Genomic DNA, 21,366 nt, shown 5'->3' with positions numbered 1-21,366 from the left:
AACATTCTTGCAATTCCAAAACAGCAAAGCAGCAAAAAAACTGAAAATGTATCTTTCGACAACTGATTTCATCATTGTAGCGGCTTACCTTTTCATCAGCGGTCTAATAGGTGTCATTTTCACGAAACGTGCCTCAGAGAACACCACAGAATTTTTTCTCTCAGGTAGAAAACTGCCGTGGTGGCTTGCAGGAACAGGCATGGTAGCGACAACCTTTGCAGCCGATACGCCGCTGGCGGTATCAGGTATCGTTGCAAGAAACGGTATTGCTGGCAATTGGATTTGGTGGTCCTTTGTGGCAGGCGGCATGCTCACAGTGTTTTTCTTTGCGCGGCTCTGGCGACGAGCGCAAGTGCTCACCGACCTTGAGTTTATCGAGCTGCGCTATAGTGGCAAGCCAGCGCTGTATCTGCGCAGTTTCAAGGCGGTCTATTTCGGGGTATTGATGAACGCTGTGATTATGGGCTGGGTAAATTTAGCAATGTATAAAATCGTTAAAATTCTTTTGCCAGAGTGGAATGCAGAACTGACAATCGTTGCAATTGCACTGCTAACGACACTGTATTCGGGCTTGGGCGGGTTATGGAGTGTCTCGATTACAGATGCGATTCAATTTGTGATTGCAATGTCGGGCAGTATTTGGTTAGCGATTGTAGCAATCAACCGTCCCGAAGTCACAAGCGGCGGTGGATTGTTACAACAGTTGCCGGATTGGATGTTTCAATTCTTGCCAACTTTAGTAGAAGAACCAACTGATAGCCAAGCAGGCGGCGCAATGGAATTGACAATTGGAGCATTTTTAGCTTTTACAGGTGTGCAATGGTGGGCATCATGGTATCCGGGTGCAGAACCGGGTGGCGGCGGCTACATTGCACAGCGAATGATGAGCGCTAAGGATGAAAAACACTCACTGTTTGCAACGCTGTGGTTTATCGTGGCTCATTACTGCATTCGCCCATGGCCCTGGATTTTGGTTGGCTTGGTCAGCGTCGTCATGTTTCCGCTTCTTCCGTTTTCAGAAAAAGAAAACGGGTTTGTCTATGTGATGCGTGATGTGCTGCCAAACGGAGCGAAAGGGTTGCTCTTTGCGGCGTTTCTTGCCGCTTATATGTCCACGCTCTCGACACATCTGAATTGGGGCGCAAGCTATATCCTAAACGATTTATACAAGCGCCTGCTCAAACCAAATGCAAGTGAAGTGCATTATGTTAGCGTAGCTCGCCTCTTCACGCTCGGCGTGATGATACTCTCGCTGCTACTAACGTTCTTTGTGCTCGAGAGCATCGCTGGGGCATGGGCATTCATTTTGGAATGTGGTGCAGGAACAGGTTTTGTCTTGATTTTGCGCTGGTTCTGGTGGCGACTCAATGCCTGGTCTGAAATTACATCCATGATTGTACCATTTCTAACTTATACAGTGCTCAAACTGACAGGCAGTGCACTCTTTCCGCAGTCACTTTTCATCATCACCAGCGTTACAATTGTTTTGACGCTACTTGTTACATTCCTTACAAAGCCCGAGAGCATGGAGCATCTTAAAGCCTTCTATGCCCGCACGCGTGTAGGTGGAATGCTTTGGAGGAAAGTCGCAAAAGAACTTCCTGAAGTCAAAGCCGATGAAAACTACTTCTCGCTCTTGGTGAATTGGTTTTTGGTGTGCTAATGGTTTATGCATTTCTCTTTGGTGTCGGTAAGTTAATTTTCGGACAGGTGCTCTATGGGCTCTTTCTCATCTCGGTGGGCATTATTGCTGCGCTGATTATCTACAACGATTTCAGTCGGCGCGGCTGGACAGGCTTGAGATAGATTTTAGAAAGCGTCGTATATTGCGGCTTTAAACAACTTGCACAATTATCGATACACTTAGACAACATAGTCGCCGAGCCAGCAGCGTGAGCACAAACGCGCCTACCGTAGATGTGATTATTCCGCACTTCAATGGCGTCGAGATTCTAGACAAGTGTCTGGCATCGTTAGAAAAAGTAACCTATCCTAACCTCTCTGTGATTATTGTCGACAACGGCACGGTCGATGAAAGTCTCAAACTTGCGTCTGAAAAATACAAGCGTATCAAGATTCTCAGCGCGGGTAAAAACTTAGGCTATGCGGGTGGGTGCAATTTTGGATTTCGGCGCACGCGTGGCAAATATGCCGTGTTTCTCAACAACGATACAGAGCAAGAACCTGATTGGCTGGAACGATTGGTTGAAGTCGCCGAAAAAGATGACCGTATTGCAGCTGTACAACCTAAATTGCTCTCAATGCAAGCACGGCAGCGTGGCGAAAAAGTCTTTGATTATGCAGGTGCTGCAGGCGGTATGCTTGATGCATTAGGATACCCTTATGCGCGCGGGCGCGTGTTTAATTCGGTTGAAGACGATAGGGGTCAATATGACACTGTTACAGAAATTTTCTGGGCGTCAGGTGCAGCGATGATGGTGCGCCGAAGCGTCGTAGAAGAACTCGGTGCATTTGATGACGATTTTTTCGCACACATGGAAGAAATTGACCTCTGTTGGCGAATGAAGTTGGCAGGCTATCGTGTGGTATGTGTCCCCGATGCCGTAGTCTATCACTACGGCGGCGCGACCTTAGCAGCAGGCAATCCGCGCAAAATCTACCTCAATCACCGAAATAACTTGATGATGATTGTAAAAAACGCATCACTTGGACGCCTGCTGTGGCTCTTGCCAGTACGGATAATTCTGGAACTAGCTGCGCTGCTGTACTACAGATTCTATGCAGGCGACTATGTGCGCTATGCGTGGCGTGCGCTGTGGTGGAATGTGCAAAACTTTACAAAAACGCTAGCAAAGCGCCGCAACATTCAAGCTATGAGACGACAAGCCGATAAAGACATTTTCAAAAACTCTGGAGGCTGTGTTGTGCTCAAAAAAGTGATATTTGGCTAGAACTCAACTTAACTGGTAGATGCTGAAACAAGTTCTCAAGTATTCGGTTTCTGTAGTTATTGCTGGCGTCTTCTTCTGGCTAGCGTTTAAAGATTTCACGCAACGCGATGTCGAAGAGCTCTGGCGCATGATTCTTGGCGCAAATTACCTCTGGCTTGCTGTAACAGTGGTCTTAATGGTAATCAGTCACCTAATCCGTGCATGGCGTTGGGGGGTCTTACTTTCGACCGTCAAAGAAAAAATGCGGCTAACAAATCTCTTTAATGCGACCATGATTGGTTATGCAGTCAATATGGCGTTGCCGCGCGTAGGGGAGGTGACTAAGTCGGTAAATTTGGCGCGTCAAGAAAAAGTAGATACAAAGAAAGTCCTTGCCTCTGTGGTAATCGAGCGCATCTTGGATACGTTGATGTTTGCGCTGCTGCTGGCGCTATCAGCCTTTATCTTCCGTGTAAAGATGAACCAGGTCTTCGGGGAAGTTCAACTTTGGGGCATGCATGTATCGTTTGAGATTGCTGCGTATTTGATTCTACTGGCTTCGCTTCTGTTGCTCGGCTTCTTTGCTGTGCTCTCGCTTTATCCCGAAAAGATTGCACAGCTTGCCGAGAAGTTTCTGGAAAAACGCTCAAAGAAATGGGCAGAGCGGATCTCAGAGGCGCTGAAATCTTTCATTGAAGGTACAGCCTCGCTGAAAAACCGCACGAAATATGCAGAAATCGTACTCTCTTCGCTCGTGATTTGGACGCTGTATCTCTTAGGGATGCTGTTCCCAATTTATGCGCTGTCATTGCATGAGCGTTATCAGCTTGGTGTGTTGGAAGCACTAACCACGCTAAGCATTTCTGGGTTTGGACAACTGATTACACCAGCAGGTGCAGGCACATATCAATATGCCTGTCAGACGACACTTGAAAAAATCTTTGATGTGGCACGCGTAGAAGCTTCAGGTTTTGCACTCATCACATTTGCATTGCAGACGCTCACCAATGCAGGCTTTGGCGCTGCGGCATTTTTCATGCAACTCAAGGATGAAACAAAAGATGTTGCACCAAGCACAATAGCTAGCGAAAAAATTGCTTCGTGAGCCAGAGAAAAGGTAATGACGCAGGTCATGACAGACGAAGATAAAGTTTGTATATTTCCAGACGCCCTTAATCTGCTCAGCAAAGCACGATAAACACCAATTTAGAACAGGAGTTGAAACGCAGATAGAAGATGCCAAATATCAAAACCAACGGATATAAAGCTAACGGCGAGACGCCGATACTCGACTACCGTGCGCTGCAACAGGCTTTGCAAGAAGAAGATGATAACACAGATTTATTCTATCGCTATTTGCGCGCGCTCTCCAAAGGCAAATGGATTGTTCTCATCATCTTTTCTACCTCTGTGCTCATTGGCTACCTTGTTGGCTACTCACAACCAGATATTTACGAGAGCGTAACGACCGCACTCATCAACAATTCTCGCTCCAACGCATCGGTGATCATCAGCCTTGATGTTACACAGCAACGAGGTGAATCAAATGTCGATGATATCGAAATTCTCAAAAGCCGAACCGTCTCAGAGGAAGTTGCCTACAAACTCTTACAGATTGTCTACAAAAATCCGAGTGCAAAGACAGATACCCTCGATATCATTCGCACAGTTGATGGTAAAATTGCAAGCGTCGATGAGATTGCGGCGCGAGTGCGTCAATCAATGTTTGTCATTCCAGCTAAGGCGCCGAGCAATATGGTTACGATAGGCTTTCGGGCACTTAATCCCTACGAGGCAGCGACCGTCTCACGAGCAATTACTGAGGTCTTTCAAGAGCGCAAGCGCAAGTCCGCTAACAATGCAGCACGCACATTGCGTCAATTTATTGAAGATCAACTGGCTCAGAAAAAGCGCCAGTTAGCCGAAAGTGAGCGCGCACTGCAAACGTATATGGAGCAAAACCGCATCGTAGCGCTCAATGAAGAAGCTAACCGAATGATTCAGCGGTACTCACAGGCGATCGCACAAATGGATGAAGCGACAGTGATGCTCAACGGTCTGAATGCCTCACTCAAAGCCTACAACGAAGAACTTGCTGCACTGCAGCCTAAACTCTCTAATTCTGCTGTTCAAGCTGCAATTGACCCCTATGCAAAACAGTTTCAAGCAGAAATTGCACGACTTGAGTTTGAGCGCGATCGAGCGCTTGCAGACCCGGGCACACAGTTCAACCTCAGCGCGCAAGAGCGTGTCAAGCAGTATGAAGACCAAATCGAAGCCTACAAAAAGAAATTGCAACAAGCCTATGACCGGCAAGTCAAACAGGGGTTAGCCAATACCAACAATACCGAGTACTTCCGCGAAATCTACAAAAAGAAGTTAGATACAGAATTGCAAATCGTAGCCGTGCAAACGCGGCTGAAAGCCTACAAAGAGCTTGCCGAAGAATATGACAAAGCCTTCCTCAAAACTCCGGGCAAGAACATTGAATTTGCACGTTTGCAACGCAATAACAAGACACTCGAGGAACTCTTTTCGCTACTTGAAAAGCGTTATCAAGAAGCTTTAATTGCCGAGGAGCAAATTCCAAGTGGCGTGGAAGTCATTGACTGGGCTATCCCAAACCCGCTGCCAGTTGGACCCAATCGGCGTAACAACATTTTGCTGGGCGCCGTGATTGGCTTGATTGCAGGCGTTGGGGTTGTACTTGTCTTACAATTCCTTGACCAGAGCATTCACACCCCTGAGCAAGCAGAAAAGCTCGGAATGCTGCTAACCACGATTCCAGTGATTGAAACCTATGATGAGACCGTACGCGATAAAGCTGGCACAAGTGTGAAGGTCATTGATGGACCAGAAGCAGAATACAAGAAAATTGCCTCACATTTGGTTACACACTTAGATCCCAAAAGCGCAGTGTCTGAAGCCTATCGCTCACTACGAACTGCAATTTTGTTTTCAAGTTCAGCGATGACAAAAGAAAATGGGAAAACAGGAAAGGTCTATGTTGTAACCAGTTCATCACCAAAAGAAGGTAAGTCGACAACGGTTGCAAACCTTGCAATTACGTTGGGACAAGGCGGACAAAAACATTGCTTATTGATGCTGACCTGCGTCGTCCTGTCGTGCACTCGGTCTTTGGCTACAACAAGGAGCCTGGAATCACAAACTATTTGGTAGGACGCAGCAAGATTGAAGATATAATACGCATAACAAACATTCCGAATCTGAGCATTATTACCTCAGGCACGATTCCACCGAATCCGTCAGAACTCATAGGCTCACCACGCATGCAAGAGTTCTTGGAAGAGATGAAAACAAAATATGATATGATTCTTTTTGACACACCGCCCGTAATGGCGGTTACAGATGCCCAAGTCATGTCTCAATATGCCGATGGTGTTATTGTCGTCTTGGCGGCAGGGCAAACTCAAATGGAACTAGCAAAGCGTACCAAACAGGCACTGCTAAAAGTCGATGCCCCAATTCTAGGGTATGTGCTCAACAATTTCGATGTAACAAAGTCTTATGGCTCATACTACAAGTATTACCGTTATTACAACTACTACTATGAGTCCAAGACTGCGCCTAAAAAGAAAAATTTCTTTGAGACTATCTCTGACCGATTAAGCGGCATTAAGTAAACGGAATTGTGGGAGTGAGTGCAAAGTCTACTTCTGCGAGCGTTGCAAGCGCTGCAAGAGCATTTCGCCAAGTCGTGCATTTGCAGTGATAAATCCTTTGCCATATATGGTGCGCGACCCAGAGTAGTCAAAACATTTACCGCCTGCTTCCTCAATGATGGGCATGAGTGCCGCAGCGTCCCAAGGGCTCATCTTTGGTTCGACCATAATATCGGCTTGACCGGCAGCAACAAGTGTATGCCCCCAGCAATCGCCCCACATGCGCACGAGTTTGACATTACGCTTGAGCGTATCCAAAACGTGTTTGCTACGAGACTCAATCAGATACGATTCACTGGACGTGAGCAGTGTCGCTTCAGAGAGCGAATCAACTTCGGAGACAGACAAGCGATGAACATTGCGATAGGCACCGTAGCCACGCTCAGCATAAACTGTCTCTGAAAGAGCAGGCAAATCAATGACGCCAAGTTGCATCTCTCCATCGACTTCAAGACCCAGCATCACGCCATAGAGCGGCACGCCATGAATAAATGACTTTGTGCCATCAATCGGGTCAATAATCCAGCGGCGTGCATTTTTGCTTGGCTTTTCACCAAACTCTTCGCCTAAAAATCCATCTTTGGGAAACTTAGAACGAATAATCGAGATGATTTTCTTTTCAGCATTACGGTCGGCTTCTGTAACAGGGGAAAGATCACGCTTGGTGAAGACTTTCAGCGTACGATTGCGAAAGTAATGAAGTGTAAGTTTGCCTGCAGCAGTTGCCGCCTCAAGCGCAAGTTCTAAATCGGTGGTCATGCGCGTCAATCAGAGAGTTAGTTTGAAGTGAGATACTTTTTGCAAAAGGCAAAGAGCTTCTGCTTATCGACAGCAACAGCTCCGACTTCCGTGCAGACGATGCCCGCTGCAAAGTTTGCAATGCGTGCAGCCAAGAAGATATCAAGCCCTGCAGCAAGTCCCATGGTGGCAACCGCAATAACCGTATCCCCAGCGCCAGAGACATCAGCAACTTCTAAGGCAACTGAAGGAATATGCACCGCTTCACCATTGTAGACCGTTGCCCCTTTTTCACTGCGCGTGAGTAAGACATAGTCAGATTTCAAACGCTGACGTAGCAGGGCACAGGCGCGAGATGTATCTTCATCTGTATTAGAGAACTTTTCGCCAAGTGCGTCCGAAGTCTCTTTTAGGTTGGGCTTGAAGAGCGTACAGCGTTGATAAGCAAAAAAGTTATCGCGTTTGGGATCAACAGCAATTGGGATGTGATGCTTTCGTGCTAGCGTCGTAACACGGCTAATGAGTGAGGGCGTGAGCACCCCTTTGTTGTAATCTTCAAAGATGATTGCATCAATCTCCTCAATGTGAGCTGCAAGACTATTAAAGAGGCTCTGTTCTATCTCGTCAGAAATAGGCTTGCGCAGTTCGGAATCAATACGCACGATATGATGATTTTGTGCAATGACACGCGTTTTACAGGTCGTGGGACGAGTGCTGTCGACAATTAAAAACTCAGGGGAGAAATCTTCTGCATTCATCTCCGAGATGAGCATCGAGCCATCGTCATCGCGTCCAATCACGCCAAAGAGCAAGGCTTGTGCGCCAAGCGCATGGATATTCATTGCTACATTTGCTGCACCGCCAAGCCGATACGAAATACTGCTCACATCAACCACAGGTACTGGAGCTTCTGGCGAAATGCGTGAAACGGAGCCAAAAATATATCGGTCAAGCATCACATCGCCAATCACCGCGATGCGCTGGCGTTCAAAAGAACGAAAAATCTCTTGAAGTTTTTTTGCATGCATAGAGAAAAATATAAGTTTCAAAAGCGCGCAAATATAGCATCAAAAGCATTGGAGTAAGAGAAAACTGCGTCAATTGTTTTATTGTGCAGGCTTCGGCATATTGCATGCTGTAACCTGCAAGCATACGAACGCTCTTGCAGCAAAAGTCTTGAAGAATCTTAAATCCACAAAGCATTGAAAAGCCTGATGAGCTGGATTGCGCAATGCGGCGCAATCGTGATAGTCTTTTCAAATGTTGCTATCGCGCAGCCCGAATCCTATAGCCACCCTGAACTGCGCTGGTGTACCATCGAGACCGAGCATTTTGCAATTCATTACCACGAAGGCGCAGAACGCTCTGCAAAAGTTGCCGCAAAAATTGCCGAGGAGATTTATACACCCATTACCTCACTGTACAATCACGACCCAGGCAAAGTCAGTATCATCATCAAAGACACGGACGACTACTCAAACGGCGGGGCATATTTTTTTGAAAACAAAATCGAGATTTGGGCGCCTGCATTAGAATTTAACTTGCGCGGGCAGCACAATTGGCTACGCAATGTCATCACACACGAATATACGCACATCGTTACACTCACCGCCGCACAAAAATTTGGTGCACAGATACCTGCGCTGTATCTGCAAGCCTTTGGCTATGAGCAAGTGCGCCGACCTGATATTCTTTATGGCTTCCCAAACATTTTGGTCTCCTATCCGATTGCAGGCATCAACGTGCCATTTTGGTTAGCGGAAGGTGTCGCACAGTATCAGCGCCCTGAACTACGCTATGAAAATTGGGATACACACCGCGATATGATTCTGCGCAGTCTGGCATTAGAAAAAAAACTCTTCGACCTCGATGAACTCTCAAATTTTGTCTCAAAGCGCAGTATCGATTTTGAATTTACCTACAACTCGGGCTTTGCACTCACACGCTTTCTTGCAGAACGGTACGGCGAAGAAAAACTCGAGACTCTATGCAAAAACTTTGCCTCACTTACAGCGCTCAATGTGCATGCTGTGCTGGAAACTACCTTTGGCAAACCCTCAACCGAACTCTACCGCGAGTGGCGAACGTATGTGGAACGAGACTACCAAGCGCGCATTGCCAGTGTGCTGCAAGACAAAGTTGAAGGCAAGCTAATTGAGACACAAGGCTACGCTAATCTCTATCCGATTTTTTCACCCGATGGTGCAAAACTCTACTACATCTCAAATCTCAACGCAGATTTCGGCGGGCATGCTATCATTGAGCGCTCGCTGCAACATGAGCCTGGAAAACTCTCACACGTGCCAACTGTTAGGGAACTCTTCCAACTGAGCCAGAGCCGCAAAAACGAAATGATCTGCAGGATGTGCGGCATGCAACTTGCAAGTAATAATGGTGATGTGCTACAAAGCGGCGTGGCATCGCGCCTCACACTTACAGCAGATGGCAAATACCTTTTCTATTCGCGCTACACAGGCACAAACTTTCAAGTTCAAAAGTATAATGACCTCTTTGCCTACGACCTCTCAAAGAAAGAAGAAATTCGGCTGACCTACCAAGCGCGCTTAGAAACACCCGCCTGTGCACCTGATGGAAAAACCTTTGTAGCGGTGCATCAGAAAGATGGCACACAAAACTTGGTAGAAGGGAATTTTGACCTGACCGCACAAGGCGATAGTGCAAAACTCTCACTGCGAGCGCTCACGCAGTTCAAACATGGAGAACAAGTTCAGTTGCCCATATACTCACCCGATGGCAAAAAAATCATTTTCGCCTTGGGCATCAAGAATACACGAAAGCTAATGAGCCTTAATCTTGAAACACAAAAGCTGGAGCAACTAACAGACTCAACGCTTGAAAGCGAAGGACTCGATGAGCGTGATCCAGCCTTATCACCCGACGGCAAATACCTTTACTTTGCAAGTAACCGCACCGGCATTTTCAACATCTACCGCAAAAACTTAGAGACTGAAGAGACTCAACAACTCACGAATGTGATTGGCGGAGCCTTTATGCCACAAGTGAATGCACAAGGTGATCTGGTCTATTCGCTCTTCACGGCAGATGGCTACAAAATCGCACTGATTAAAAATGCAGCAGCAATTGCGAATCCAAATGCAAAGTATGTGCGAGAGCAAAGTCCTGTAAAAACTGTTCATGCCATCAATGACTCTTCTGAGCTGGCTTCACAATCCAACTTTGCCTCATTGGAGCCGATAGCGTCAGTTCAGACTGATACGAGCGAGCGTGCAAAACAAAAACAACTAGCTGCGGCACTTGCAACTTACGACGACACCCAAACCCCTCACTTCGAGGTGCGCGAATACACTACGACATTTGGCAACTTTGCGATTTTACCTCTTTTGCGCTTTGATGCTTATGCACGCACGCAAGGCAGTTTTCTGCGCGATATGTGGCGCGCCGCAAAGTTCGGTGTCGCATTCAACTCCGCAGAACTGCTCGGACGGCTCAATTTCTTTGGCTCAATTGCAATTGCACCAGGCTCGAGCGTTGCTGGCGGCTCAACAGGACTTGCAGGATTGCTGGAACTTGAGCGCGATGCCTTTCTCTCGTTTGAATATACAGACCAAAGTATCATCCCTGCTTCATTCTTGCCGCGCCTGTCGTTGGACATCTATCACCAAACGCGCAATGTGCAAGATGGCGCACAAATCAAAATCGGTATTGATAGCGCAACAGCAAATGTCTTCTACACGCTCACACAGTTCGATCTCTCCTTGCGTTTTCGCTTGCCAATTGAGCATTGGATTTTTCGTGCAAGTCAGTTCCGTTTGACGTTTTCGTTCAGTCCGTATTCCTCAAAAGTAGGCTCGTTCTTCTGGCAACCGTTAGGGCAGACCTTACCAGCAAGCTCCGATACGTATTTCATTGGTCGCACACTCACCTTTGCTTGGGCAATGGACTTGCGTGCGCATACAGTGAATGCTGAAATCAATCCAATTGGATTCTATTCACGCCTTCATCTTGATTATGAAAACAGTAGCTTGCAAGATTCACTGGTCTTTAGCGAAGGTGCAGGACGGCTCATTCCGCAGTATCAAAATTTTTCATTCTTGCGCTTGACTGCAGACCTTAATTTTCACATGCCGCTACCGACATTTAGTCCAAAGTTTCGCCATACGCTGACCGTGCGTTCATACAGCGCGCTGAACTTTACACCGCGCGAAACCAATCTGTTCTTCAACAATTTCATTTCAGGTCTGCTCGGCATGCGCGGTTATGAATTTTTTGCCATTGGCGGAGACAAAGCCACATTCTTGCACTTTGAATACCGATTCCCCCTTGCCGAGCATATTAACTGGCAAGTTGCGCAATTCTACTTCGACAAAATTTATCTTTCCGCCTACTTTGACATTGGCACAGCGTGGTCACAAGGCGGCATTCCAAAACTTTCCGAGTGGCGGCGTGATGTCGGTGTTGAGTTGCGTTTGGAAGCGCCGTCTTTCTACCTCTTCCCAACGCGGCTCTTTGCAAGTGCAACCTATGGATTAGACCAATTTACCCAGCCCTTGCGCCAAGGCTTCTTTACCGCTGACGGTAGCAATTTCGTAACATACGGCGGACAGTGGATGTTTCACTTCGGAGTGCTCTTTGAGTTTGATTTTACTACCGATAACGCACGGCGCCGTGTGGCTGGTCTGGTGCGATAGTAAGTCAAAAGTGCCTTAGAAGCATGGCATAGCGCAACTCCGGACGCATATCAGGTACTTCGTCAGGATTGACTAAATCCCACTGCTCAAAGGCAAGAAAATAAAAGGTGCGACAGGCTTCAAAGGCATATTCTAGCCAAATTTCAGGCAAACTCCCAGCCATCTCTGCAGGCACACCAAGCGCTTCAACCCCGCAACGCTCAGCAATCATCATCGCACGGCACAAATGCGACTTACTGGTAACCAAATAGACTGTCTCACAGTTGAGACTATCAATCAAAAGTTTACTGTAGTAAAGATTGTCGATTGTGTTGGTCGATTGCGTCTCGAGAATCAGCCGCTTGTCGGGCATGCCTTGCTGAAGCAAGTATGTCTTCATCACTTGTGCTTCGCTGGTCTGCCCATCATCCAAGACACCACCACTGAGCACGAAATAGCTTACAAGTTTTGCCTCATAAAGTTCTCGGGCTTTCTCCATGCGCGCCATGAGTGTAGGAGAAGGTTTCCCATCTTCAAGTCGATTCCCTAATATCAAGGCAACTTCCAATTCAGGACGCTCAGCCTGTGCCCATTTTATCCAAGTGGCATTGATGAGCACGAGCATGCCGAGAAAGATGGAAAGAGCAAACATGGCAAGAAACATTAACAGATGCTCAAATGCTTTGCGTATCATATTCAAGCAAAAAATTTAAGCGCTTGGGAAAGATTAACTGATATTCGTAGAGTATAGCAATTGACAGTCAGACCTGCAAACGCTTTTGGCACAGGCAATGTTGTTTGGGTTGTATGACGCTCATACATTCAAATCAACATACTTGATTGATTTTTCGTTTGCATTTTTTGTGTCGCAAGCGTCTTTTGCGCTATCATTGGTGTCTGACTTACATCTTCACTGTCATAAAAAATTTGTCAAGACAATGAGCTCAGTAAGTTCTTCAGAAAAAGAATGGACGGTGATCTCACTGTTAAAAACGAGTGCAGATTTTCTCAAACAAAAAGGATTCAGCGATGCGCGCCTAACCGCAGAGTTGCTGCTTGCCGCTGTGCTTGGATTGCAACGCGTCGAACTGTACATGAACTTTGAGCAACCCCTCTCTCAAAAAGAGTTAGAGCAGTTTCGCACACTTTTTCGCCGCCGGCTATCGGGCGAACCAGTGCAATACATTCTCGGTCAAGAAGAATTTTTTGGCTTAAAGTTCGAAGTCAATCCTTCAGTGTTAATTCCGCGCCCAGAAACAGAGCTGTTGGTGGAGCAAGTAATTGATGATTTTGCAGCGAATGCACCATCGATTTTGGACATTGGCACAGGCAGCGGTGCAATTGCCGTTGCACTTGCTAAATCTCTACCGCAGGCAACACTCACGGCGATTGATATCAGTAACGATGCGCTGCAAGTGGCTCAACGCAATGCGGCACGCCATGATGTGCAAGCGCGCATTGAATTTCTATGCCTGGATGCACTGAGCCCTAATTTTGTGTCTTACTTTTCAAAGTCCTTTGATGTTATTGTCTCCAATCCGCCCTACATTCCACTTTCAGAGAAAGAAAGTCTTCAAAGAGAAGTGCGCGATTTCGAACCCTATCTTGCGCTTTTTACCAATTCAGGATTTGAGTTTTATGAAAAAATCACAAGCGATGCACGCTCACTTTTGCGTGCAGGCGGCAAACTTTACTTTGAACTGCACGCTGACGGCAAAGAAAAAGTCGGTGCGATCTTAGAGCAGGGCGGCTTTCAAAACATTAGCTTCAAGAATGATTATCAAGGCATCACACGCATTGCTATTGCTGAGCAGGTAGCATCAAACTAACGGCTCTGAAAGCTATCTCTATCAGATGTGCGTAGCCAAAATAGATATTTCCAGAGCGGCGCAGCATGTAGAGCTTGAATGACATCGCCATCTTTGAGCGCAGCTTCAACTTCGCTAGGAGAGAGCAAATGCACAACAATCTCTTCGGTATGCTCTAAGTTTTGAGCTTGCAATGGCTCGACCCCGAGCGCAAGAAATGTATGCGTTGTGTTGGTCTGAATCGACGGGTTTGCACAAAGCTGCATCCAAGGCTGCCACTTGCCACCACCGTAGCCGGTCTCTTCCAAAAGTTCACGCTGAGCAGCCTCAAGTGGTGATTCACCTTCATCGACAACGCCAGCAGGAATCTCGAAATACACTTTGCCAATGGCATACCGAAACTGACGGATTAGCACAAGGTTACCTTCCTTCGTAACCCCAATCACATTAACCCAAGTGGGATACTCCGAGACATAAAACTCTTCAATCACAGCGCCACTGGGCAGCTCAACTTTATCTTGACGCAGCATCAGCCACGGTGATTTCTGAAAAATGTACCTGGACTCAAGAGTCTTCCATGCTTTTGGATCGTTGGGATAGATGCGCGGCATTCAAATCGTCATTTGGTCGTCATTTGGTTAGGTGCAGCAAAGATAAACATTTTGCAGTGCCGAGGCTAATTTTTTTCCGCAGGCTTTCAAACTTGCCGATCGCATTGTATCTTTGCGCCGCGTATCAACTCAAGCATTTCTTAACCACATTCCTGAGCACATTTCAGTGAAACTCTTTTCACTGACATTCCGTATAGGACATACATCTAGTGCTAATGATAATTAGTCTCATTAAAAAAACAACTATAACTCAATCTAAATCAAACAGAAAGGATCGATATGCTCACTATCGGAGACAAGTTCCCCGCATTTGAACTCGATGCCGTCGTTTCACTTGAAAAAGGCAAAGAGTTCGCCAAAATTTCCTCAAACGATCACCGCAAGCAAGGCAAGTGGATGGTGATGTTCTTCTGGCCGAAGGACTTCACGTTTGTTTGCCCGACGGAAATTAAAGGGTTCAATGACCGCTACAGCGATTTCCGTGACAACGATGCGGTGCTCTATGGCGCAAGCACGGACACGGCGTTTGTGCATCTAGCGTGGCGCAAGAGTCACGAGGATTTGCGGGACTTGAAATTCCCAATGATTTCTGACCATGGCAAGCATCTTTCGCGGGCACTGGGTATTCTGTATGGTCCAGAAGAAGTCTGCTTGCGCGCAACATTCATCGTTGACCCTGAAGGCACAATTCAGTGGGTGAGTGTTAATAATCTCGATGTTGGACGCAATATCGACGAGACACTGCGTGTGCTTGAAGCTTTGCAGACAGGCGAACTTTGCCCTTGCAACTGGAAAGAGGGTGAAAAGACGCTCAAAGTTGAAGGTGGTTCGCTGGTCGAAGCTTAAGCCTTATGAGGTAAGGGCGACTGCGGTCGCCCTTGCTGCTTTTTTGACGATAACGCTTTTCAAAAAAATAAAACCATGGAAGAAACTCGTAAAGACTTTCTGGCTGATTTAGGCATTAGCGATGGTACCTTTGTTAGCCTTGACGCCTATGTGAAGGGCGATTACAAATACATTCGTGATTTGCGCATCAATTTGAAGAATGTGTTGGAGTCGCCGTCGCTGGGTGGAAAGAAGAATGCGTATTTGCTAGCGCTCGCTGTTGCCGTAAATGAGCGCAGCCTGCCACTGATTCTTGCTTTTACTGAACAGGCGCGTAAACATGGTGCAACCGACGCTGAAATTGCAGAAATGCACGCCATTGCTTCGCTGCTGGCGACGAACAATGTCTTCTACCGCTTCCGACATTTTTCTGAAAACAAAGCCTATGAGCAAATGCCAGCGGGTATTAAGATGACCATCATGGCACGACCTGTAACGCCAAAACTCTTCTTTGAACTGGTATCTCTGGCGGTCAGTGCGGTCAATGGCTGCGAAGTGTGCGTCAATAGCCACGAAAAGTCCGTGCGCGAGCAAGGCGGCTCGCAAGAAATGATTTTTGATGCGATTCGCTTAGCAGCAGTTGTGCGTGGCTTAGCGGTCAATATGCACGAAATTGAGCCGATTAGTGCGTCATGAACACATGCGATACTGCTAAAAGAGAATAAGAGGCGAGAACAACTCGCCTCTTGTTGTTCGAGTAAGTCTGTTGTCTGTTCCGCCTGCAAAGCCGTTTCAAATTCCCAAAACTTTTTTCAAATTGCGCTTGCGCCAAGGACTGGCGTTATGTCATGCATTTCTTTAACTCTTCGGAGAGCAGTTATGAAAACCATTCTTGTTCCTACCGATTTTTCAAAGCACTCTGACTGGGCAAGTCGTGCAGCACTTTCACTGGCTAAAAAAACTGGTGCAACAGTGCATCTTTTGTATGTTGTAGATGTGCCGCAGTATGCGTTTAGTGCTGCGCACGAAATGTGGAATATGGAAGAGCGGCAACGTTTGGCAGGTGAAGCCTACCAAAAACTTAAATCCATGGTGTCAGAACCGCCGTTTTCAGGCTTTTCAGTGCAGTTTGCTGTCGAGCAAGGTACACCATACGAAATGATTTGTGATTACGCAACTCAAAAATCTATTGATTTAATTGTGATGGGCTCGCATGGTGTTACAGGTCTTCGGAAAATTTTTATTGGCTCTACGACCGAAAAAGTGATTCATCAGGCGCCATGTCCTGTGCTAAGCATCAAGAACGAACATTTTCCAGCGGAACTGCGCAACATTGTTTTTGCCTCAAATTTTTATGGGGAAGTGTATGACGCCTTTGCTAATGCGCAGCGATTTGCGGAACGCTTTGGTGCGAAATTGCATCTTGTGCGTATCAATACGCAAGCGCGTTTTGAGACTACACGCTACACAAATAAAGTGTTCCAAGACTTTCTCGAGCAAGCAAAACCCAAAAATTACACGCTAAACATCTACAACGATGAAAGCGAAGAGACAGGCGTGCTAAATTTTGCCGAAGACATTGGAGCAGACTTAATCATCATGACAACGCACGAGCGTACGCGGCTAAGTGAGCTAATCAACCCCAGCATTGCAGAGAATGTGGCAGAGCGCAGTCCAGTACCAATCATGACAATTAAACTGCCTGCGCCTGCATTTAGATATGAGCTCAGTCGTGCCGATAGAACGTATTTGATGTGAGCCTTACTGTATTTGTGTATCAGGTGTAGCGCTCACATGCTCACTCACCTCAAAAGTAAAGAGCGAGAGCGCAAGTGCAACGCTAATAAGCAAGCAAATGCCACCAACCAAATACGGCGCATGGCTATCGAGCCCGTACAACAGACTGCCTGAAAGTGGTCCCATAATTCTGCCAAGTGCACCAATAGACTGTGCGACGCCTAAAATTTCGCCTTGCGCTTCTGACTTCGTATAAAGTGAAATCAAAGAAGTATTTAGAGGGGTAACTAATCCATTTCCAATAGCAAGCAAGGCTAAGGTGATTAAGCCAAATGAGAACAACATGCCTTCTGGCACGAAAGGAATGAGTGTAATGCCTGCGCACATGGTGGCTAACCCTGCAACCAATGCTTTACGCTCTCCAAACTTGCGTGAGACTTTGCCAATTAAGCTGCCTTGGACTACAACGGAGACAATACCCACAAATGCAAAGAGATAGCCAATGGCGCGGTCAGTTTGATTGTAATGCTCTTTCCACAGCAGGGGCACAGAGATTTGCATATTGACGAATGCAAAGACAAAGCAAAAGCCAATGATCAGCAATCGGCTAATAGCGGGTTGCTGAAATGCCTTGATAAAGGTTCCTACTTGCAAGCCCGCAAAAGTAATACTGCCTGCCTTTTTTTCTTTGAGCGATTCAGGCAGCAGAAAATATGCCAGTACAAAGTCGAGCAAAGTGAGTGCGGCTGCCAGATAGCCAACCTGTTCAATGCCATAAGCGGACTTAATTGTGCCGCCGATTGGCGGTCCTAATACAAAGCCTAAGCCAAATGCGGCACCGAGAATACCGAGGGCTTTGGAGCGCTCTTCACGCGTGGTGATGTCAGTAATGTAGGCTTGTGTAACCCCAACATTTGCCGAGCCAATACCTGCTAAGATTCTCGAGAGCAATAGCAGCAGAATTGAATGCGACTGTGAGAAGATAAGGTATGAGACAACTGAAGTCAGCACGCTGATGAGGATAACAGGGCGTCGTCCGATTTTATCGCTAATGCTGCCCCAAATTGGTGCGGAAAAAAACTGCATTAAAGAGTAACTGCCCGCTACGATACCAATGAGGAGCGGAGACGCGCCGAGTTCACGCGCATAGTTTGGCAAGAGCGGCAAGACAATTCCAAAGCCGATAAGGTCAAGGAAAACCGTGAAGAAGAGAATGACAAATGGAGATGGTTTCATAAAAACAAATCTGCTACATGCGCCTTGCTGAGAGGCAAAAGTTTTGCTAAGATACAAAAAGTGTTAGTTTTCAATAAAGCACTCCGTATGATTCCAATCTAAATTATACCTCTTGAGGGTAGCTTAGACACTGATGAACTTTTTCAAATTCTTTTTCACTATCTGCTAAGACTATTACAACATCGTCTGCCTCTACTTGTGTAGAGCCGCCAGGACGAATATACTTTCCATTTCTTTTAATGAGAACAATGAATGCAGACTTTGGGAAATTCAAATCAACGATTCTTTTGTTGACGGCGTAGAAATCGGGATGAATTTTAAATTGTTTCATAAATGACTTTGGTAGGTCGGGGAGAGTGTTGTCATCTTCAGGTATAGATTGTCTTGGTTTGGGTGAAGTGACATTGAGCCACTTTGCTACAACAGGCAAAGTTGTGCCTTGAATAAGAACAGATGTTAATGAAATAAAGAAAACAATGTTAAAAATTATTTCGGCTTGCTCAGCACCTTCTATTAATGGATAAGTTGCAAATACAATAGGTACGGCACCACGTAAGCCTACCCACGAGATATAAAGTTTTGATTGAAAATCAAGTTTAGTAAAAATTAAAGTAAGAAACACACTTACAGGTCGTGCAACAATAATGAGGAATAGCGAAATAAGTAAACCAAGACCGATGTGTGGTACGATGTTTTTAGGAGAAACCAGTAGACCTAAAGTGAGAAATAAGATGATTTGCATCAGCCATGCTAAACCGTCATACATTTTCAGAATGGTATTCTTGTGTATTAGATTTTGATTGCCAAGATAAATTGCACAAATGTAGATTGCTAAGAAGCCATTGCCATTTAAGAAGTCTGTTACTGAAAACGTAATAAACATTAAAGCAATAACTAGAACAGAGTAAAGTCCCTCATAGTCAAGTTTAATTTCGTTGATGCTAAATTTGCTTAGCTTTGCAAAGGCAAAACCAGCAAGTCCGCCCAATATTATCTGTTGAAAAAATAACTTAGCAACAGAAATTGCATCTTGTGCCTCAGTAGTTACCAGACTCAAAAATGTGATGGTAAGGACATAAGCCATCGGATCATTACTTCCACTTTCCAATTCAAGAGTAGCTCTAAGATTACCTTTCAAGCAGAGATTTTTTGAACGTAAAATAGAGAAAACTGCTGCTGTATCTGTTGAGGAAACAATAGAGCCGAGAAGCATACTTTCATAAATGGTTAAATCTGTAACTAGCCAGACAAATATGCCAAGTACAATCGCTGTAAGCAAAACTCCTAATGTTGATAATAAGATGCCTTCTTTAAGAACTGGCTTTACAAAAGACCAGTTAGTATCCAACCCACCAGAGAATAGAATAAAGTTTAGAGAAAAAATGCCAATAAACTGAGCGATTTTGGGATCATCGAAATGAATGCCTATAACCCCATCTGAGCCTGCTAACATGCCAATTGCCAAAAACAGTACCAGTGTAGGAACACCAAATTTGTAAGATGTCTTTCCAATAATAACACTAATGAAGAGTAATATCGATCCAATTAGAATGATGTTTTCAATTGTTAATGTCATTACTACGGTGTATAAGTTTTATTTTTATAAATTTCTTATACTTGCCATAAATCGGCTTGCTATCTCATTTTTGAGCAAGATGCCATTAGTGTGGCGTCTTGAATTTTGCTATACTATCGGCACTGTCATGTTGCATAAATATAAATCAGAATCAGAGCGTTAAAATCTGGCTCATCGTTCCGTTTGGAGGCTCTGTGTGCAGTTCATTGTTCTCCTGGGGAGGTGAGCACGCCCATCATCTTAGAGTTCCAAGTTGGATCAGAACCCTGACGCTAAGCAATAGCTAAACGTCTTGACAAAACCATTCGATTACGCTATATTTGCACCCCTGCCTTGTTTTAGCAAGGGCGCCATTACGAAATTGGGCAAGTCCTATACAACGCTGGGCGACTCAACCATGTCAGGTCCGGAAGGAAGCAGCATCCAGTCTGCTCAAGCGTGTGATATAGTCCGCTTGCCCTTAATTTATTTTGATGCACTTTTGGTCTTGACTACTCAAGTTCTTTTAACTTACAAATTCATAGGAGAAACTGTATCATGCCAACAAAGCAAGACTTTTTGAAAGAAACGATTCAGCACTTGGACATCAAAAAGTATAATGTCGTGCCGATGGTTGAAGAGATGGAGAAAATGGCGTTTCAAGCGCGTAACCTTGCACGTGCCGCAAAAATCTACGATATGATGCTAGCCGATAAAGACTGTGCGATCATACTCACGCTAGCAGGCTCGCTCATCAGCGCAGGACTGAAACAGATCATCATTGATTTGGTTGAAAACCATATGGTAGATGCTATCGTCTCCACAGGTGCAAACATCATTGACCAAGATTTCTTCGAAGCACTCGGCTTTAAGCACTATATCGGTACGCCGTTTGTCGATGACAATGTCTTGCGAGAGCTGCACATTGATCGTATTTACGACACTTACATTGACGAAGATGAACTGCGCATCTGCGATGAGACAACGTCAAAAATTTTTGGATCACTGCCGCCAAAACCTTATTCTTCGCGTGATTGATGATCGAATTTGGTCGCTACCTTGAGCAACATCACCCGAATGCCAATTCCATTATTCTTGCCTGCTACCGCAAAGGCGTACCGATTTTTATTCCTGCCTTTAGCGATTGCTCGGCAGGGTTTGGGATTGTGCATCACCAGTGGAATAATCCTGAAGCACATGTATCGTTTGATTCAGGCAAAGACTTTTTGGAACTAACACGCATCAAACTCGAAAACCCAACGACAGGCATTTTTATGATTGGCGGCGGAGTACCAAAGAACTTCACACAGGATATTGTGGTTGCCGCAGAAGTGCTCGGCTACGAGAATGTCTCAATGCACAAGTATGCTGTTCAACTCACTGTGGCAGACGAGCGCGACGGTGCGCTCTCAGGCTCTACACTCAAAGAAGCCAGTTCTTGGGGCAAAGTTGATACGTCGTTTGAGCAGATGGTTTTTGGCGAAGCAACAGTTACATTCCCACTGGTGGCAGGCTATGCTTACCACAAAAAGAGTTGGACACAACGCAAAGGATTTCGCTTCAACGATATGCTGGCAACAAAGCCCGCTATCAAAAAGACCGAAGCCTTCGCATAATGTGCATAGAGTGCGAG

Annotated in this window: 14 protein-coding genes, 1 other RNA gene and 4 pseudogenes; 12 read left to right on the top strand and 7 right to left on the bottom strand. The window is 45.8% G+C overall.

What is annotated here, in order from left to right:
* Positions 1 to 46: 46 nt before the first annotated feature.
* The 5 genes and pseudogenes from CMR00_07620 to CMR00_07600 all read left to right on the top strand — a co-directional run bounded on the left by CMR00_07620 (position 47) and on the right by CMR00_07600 (position 6,535).
* Positions 47 to 1,806: pseudogene (locus CMR00_07620) on the top strand (sodium:proline symporter).
* A 47-nt stretch (positions 1,807 to 1,853) separates the two neighbouring features.
* Positions 1,854 to 2,912, top strand: coding sequence for a glycosyl hydrolase (locus CMR00_07615; GenBank protein PIO47960.1), 1,059 nt, complete (start codon positions 1,854 to 1,856; stop codon positions 2,910 to 2,912).
* A 19-nt stretch (positions 2,913 to 2,931) separates the two neighbouring features.
* Positions 2,932 to 3,996, top strand: coding sequence for a hypothetical protein (locus CMR00_07610; GenBank protein ID PIO47959.1), 1,065 nt, complete (start codon positions 2,932 to 2,934; stop codon positions 3,994 to 3,996).
* A gap of 617 nt (positions 3,997 to 4,613) precedes the next feature.
* Positions 4,614 to 5,606, top strand: a pseudogene (locus tag CMR00_07605) (hypothetical protein).
* A gap of 51 nt (positions 5,607 to 5,657) precedes the next feature.
* Positions 5,658 to 6,535, top strand: a pseudogene (locus CMR00_07600) (capsular biosynthesis protein).
* Positions 6,536 to 6,562: 27 nt separating this feature from the next.
* On the opposite strand, the gene hisN reads toward CMR00_07600, so the two are convergent.
* Genes hisN through CMR00_07585 form a run of 3 tightly spaced genes read right to left on the bottom strand, consistent with a single transcriptional unit; the run spans position 6,563 to position 8,554 of the window.
* On the bottom strand, positions 6,563 to 7,333 hold the full coding sequence (gene hisN / locus CMR00_07595; GenBank protein ID PIO47958.1) for a histidinol-phosphatase: 771 nt from the start codon (positions 7,331 to 7,333) through the stop codon (positions 6,563 to 6,565).
* Positions 7,334 to 7,350: 17 nt separating this feature from the next.
* Entirely contained in the window at positions 7,351 to 8,340 is a 990-nt protein-coding gene (gene rfaE1, locus CMR00_07590) for a D-glycero-beta-D-manno-heptose-7-phosphate kinase (GenBank protein PIO47957.1), read from the bottom strand.
* Positions 8,300 to 8,554 carry a hypothetical protein gene (locus CMR00_07585; GenBank protein ID PIO47956.1) on the bottom strand — a complete coding sequence of 85 codons (255 nt, stop codon included), beginning with the start codon at positions 8,552 to 8,554 and terminating at the stop codon, positions 8,300 to 8,302. The genes rfaE1 and CMR00_07585 overlap by 41 nt, the downstream gene beginning before the upstream one ends.
* Between CMR00_07585 and CMR00_07580 the strand changes: the two genes are divergently transcribed.
* Complete coding sequence (locus tag CMR00_07580; GenBank protein PIO47955.1) at positions 8,527 to 11,982, top strand: hypothetical protein; 3,456 nt, start codon at positions 8,527 to 8,529, stop codon at positions 11,980 to 11,982. The two genes, CMR00_07585 and CMR00_07580, sit on opposite strands and share 28 nt — an antisense overlap.
* A gap of 4 nt (positions 11,983 to 11,986) precedes the next feature.
* Here CMR00_07580 and CMR00_07575 read toward each other — a convergent pair whose 3' ends face one another.
* Positions 11,987 to 12,655: a hypothetical protein gene (locus CMR00_07575; GenBank protein ID PIO47954.1), complete on the bottom strand. Its 669-nt coding sequence runs from the start codon at positions 12,653 to 12,655 to the stop codon at positions 11,987 to 11,989.
* A gap of 244 nt (positions 12,656 to 12,899) precedes the next feature.
* On the opposite strand from CMR00_07575, the gene prmC reads away from it, so the two are divergent.
* The gene (gene prmC / locus CMR00_07570) at positions 12,900 to 13,790 is read left to right on the top strand and encodes a protein-(glutamine-N5) methyltransferase, release factor-specific (protein PIO47972.1); all 891 of its coding nucleotides are present in this window, start codon (positions 12,900 to 12,902) and stop codon (positions 13,788 to 13,790) included.
* Here the strand turns inward: prmC and CMR00_07565 are convergent.
* Entirely contained in the window at positions 13,787 to 14,380 is a 594-nt protein-coding gene (locus CMR00_07565; protein PIO47953.1) for an NUDIX hydrolase, read from the bottom strand. The two genes, prmC and CMR00_07565, sit on opposite strands and share 4 nt — an antisense overlap.
* Before the next feature lie 279 nt (positions 14,381 to 14,659).
* Between CMR00_07565 and CMR00_07560 the strand changes: the two genes are divergently transcribed.
* The 3 genes from CMR00_07560 to CMR00_07550 all read left to right on the top strand — a co-directional run bounded on the left by CMR00_07560 (position 14,660) and on the right by CMR00_07550 (position 16,963).
* Entirely contained in the window at positions 14,660 to 15,226 is a 567-nt protein-coding gene (locus CMR00_07560; GenBank protein PIO47952.1) for an alkyl hydroperoxide reductase, read from the top strand.
* 75 nt (positions 15,227 to 15,301) lie between these two features.
* A complete protein-coding gene (locus tag CMR00_07555) occupies positions 15,302 to 15,901 on the top strand; it encodes an alkylhydroperoxidase (GenBank protein PIO47951.1) in 600 nt (199 codons plus the stop codon).
* 147 nt (positions 15,902 to 16,048) lie between these two features.
* Complete coding sequence (locus tag CMR00_07550) at positions 16,049 to 16,963, top strand: universal stress protein UspA (GenBank protein PIO47950.1); 915 nt, start codon at positions 16,049 to 16,051, stop codon at positions 16,961 to 16,963.
* 3 nt (positions 16,964 to 16,966) lie between these two features.
* Here CMR00_07550 and CMR00_07545 read toward each other — a convergent pair whose 3' ends face one another.
* Together CMR00_07545 and CMR00_07540 are read right to left on the bottom strand one after the other, a co-directional pair.
* Positions 16,967 to 18,178 carry a tetracycline resistance MFS efflux pump gene (locus CMR00_07545; protein PIO47949.1) on the bottom strand — a complete coding sequence of 404 codons (1,212 nt, stop codon included), beginning with the start codon at positions 18,176 to 18,178 and terminating at the stop codon, positions 16,967 to 16,969.
* A gap of 103 nt (positions 18,179 to 18,281) precedes the next feature.
* Positions 18,282 to 19,754, bottom strand: a complete 1,473-nt coding sequence (locus CMR00_07540) for a potassium/proton antiporter (protein PIO47948.1) — start codon at positions 19,752 to 19,754, stop codon at positions 18,282 to 18,284.
* A gap of 363 nt (positions 19,755 to 20,117) precedes the next feature.
* Here CMR00_07540 and ffs point away from each other — a divergent pair.
* An RNA gene (gene ffs, locus CMR00_07535) (signal recognition particle sRNA small type) lies at positions 20,118 to 20,217 on the top strand.
* Between the two features lie 74 nt (positions 20,218 to 20,291).
* Positions 20,292 to 21,349, top strand: a pseudogene (locus CMR00_07530) (deoxyhypusine synthase).
* Positions 21,350 to 21,366 lie beyond the last annotated feature (17 nt).

It is taken from the genome of [Chlorobium] sp. 445 (genome assembly GCA_002763895.1).
Taxonomy (GTDB): Bacteria; Bacteroidota; Chlorobiia; order Chlorobiales; family Thermochlorobacteraceae; genus Thermochlorobacter.
This window is presented reverse-complemented; position numbering and strand designations above follow the sequence as displayed.

Coding starts and splice junctions, on each gene's coding strand:
- CMR00_07540 (PIO47948.1), bottom strand. CDS start 19,754: ATGACATTAACAATTGAAAACATCATTCTAATTGGATCGATATTACTC.
- CMR00_07545 (PIO47949.1), bottom strand. CDS start 18,178: ATGAAACCATCTCCATTTGTCATTCTCTTCTTCACGGTTTTCCTTGAC.
- CMR00_07575 (PIO47954.1), bottom strand. CDS start 12,655: ATGATACGCAAAGCATTTGAGCATCTGTTAATGTTTCTTGCCATGTTT.
- rfaE1 (PIO47957.1), bottom strand. CDS start 8,340: ATGCATGCAAAAAAACTTCAAGAGATTTTTCGTTCTTTTGAACGCCAG.
- CMR00_07565 (PIO47953.1), bottom strand. CDS start 14,380: ATGCCGCGCATCTATCCCAACGATCCAAAAGCATGGAAGACTCTTGAG.
- CMR00_07550 (PIO47950.1), top strand. CDS start 16,049: ATGTCATGCATTTCTTTAACTCTTCGGAGAGCAGTTATGAAAACCATT.
- CMR00_07555 (PIO47951.1), top strand. CDS start 15,302: ATGGAAGAAACTCGTAAAGACTTTCTGGCTGATTTAGGCATTAGCGAT.
- CMR00_07580 (PIO47955.1), top strand. CDS start 8,527: ATGAGCTGGATTGCGCAATGCGGCGCAATCGTGATAGTCTTTTCAAAT.
- CMR00_07610 (PIO47959.1), top strand. CDS start 2,932: ATGCTGAAACAAGTTCTCAAGTATTCGGTTTCTGTAGTTATTGCTGGC.
- prmC (PIO47972.1), top strand. CDS start 12,900: ATGAGCTCAGTAAGTTCTTCAGAAAAAGAATGGACGGTGATCTCACTG.
- hisN (PIO47958.1), bottom strand. CDS start 7,333: ATGACCACCGATTTAGAACTTGCGCTTGAGGCGGCAACTGCTGCAGGC.
- CMR00_07560 (PIO47952.1), top strand. CDS start 14,660: ATGCTCACTATCGGAGACAAGTTCCCCGCATTTGAACTCGATGCCGTC.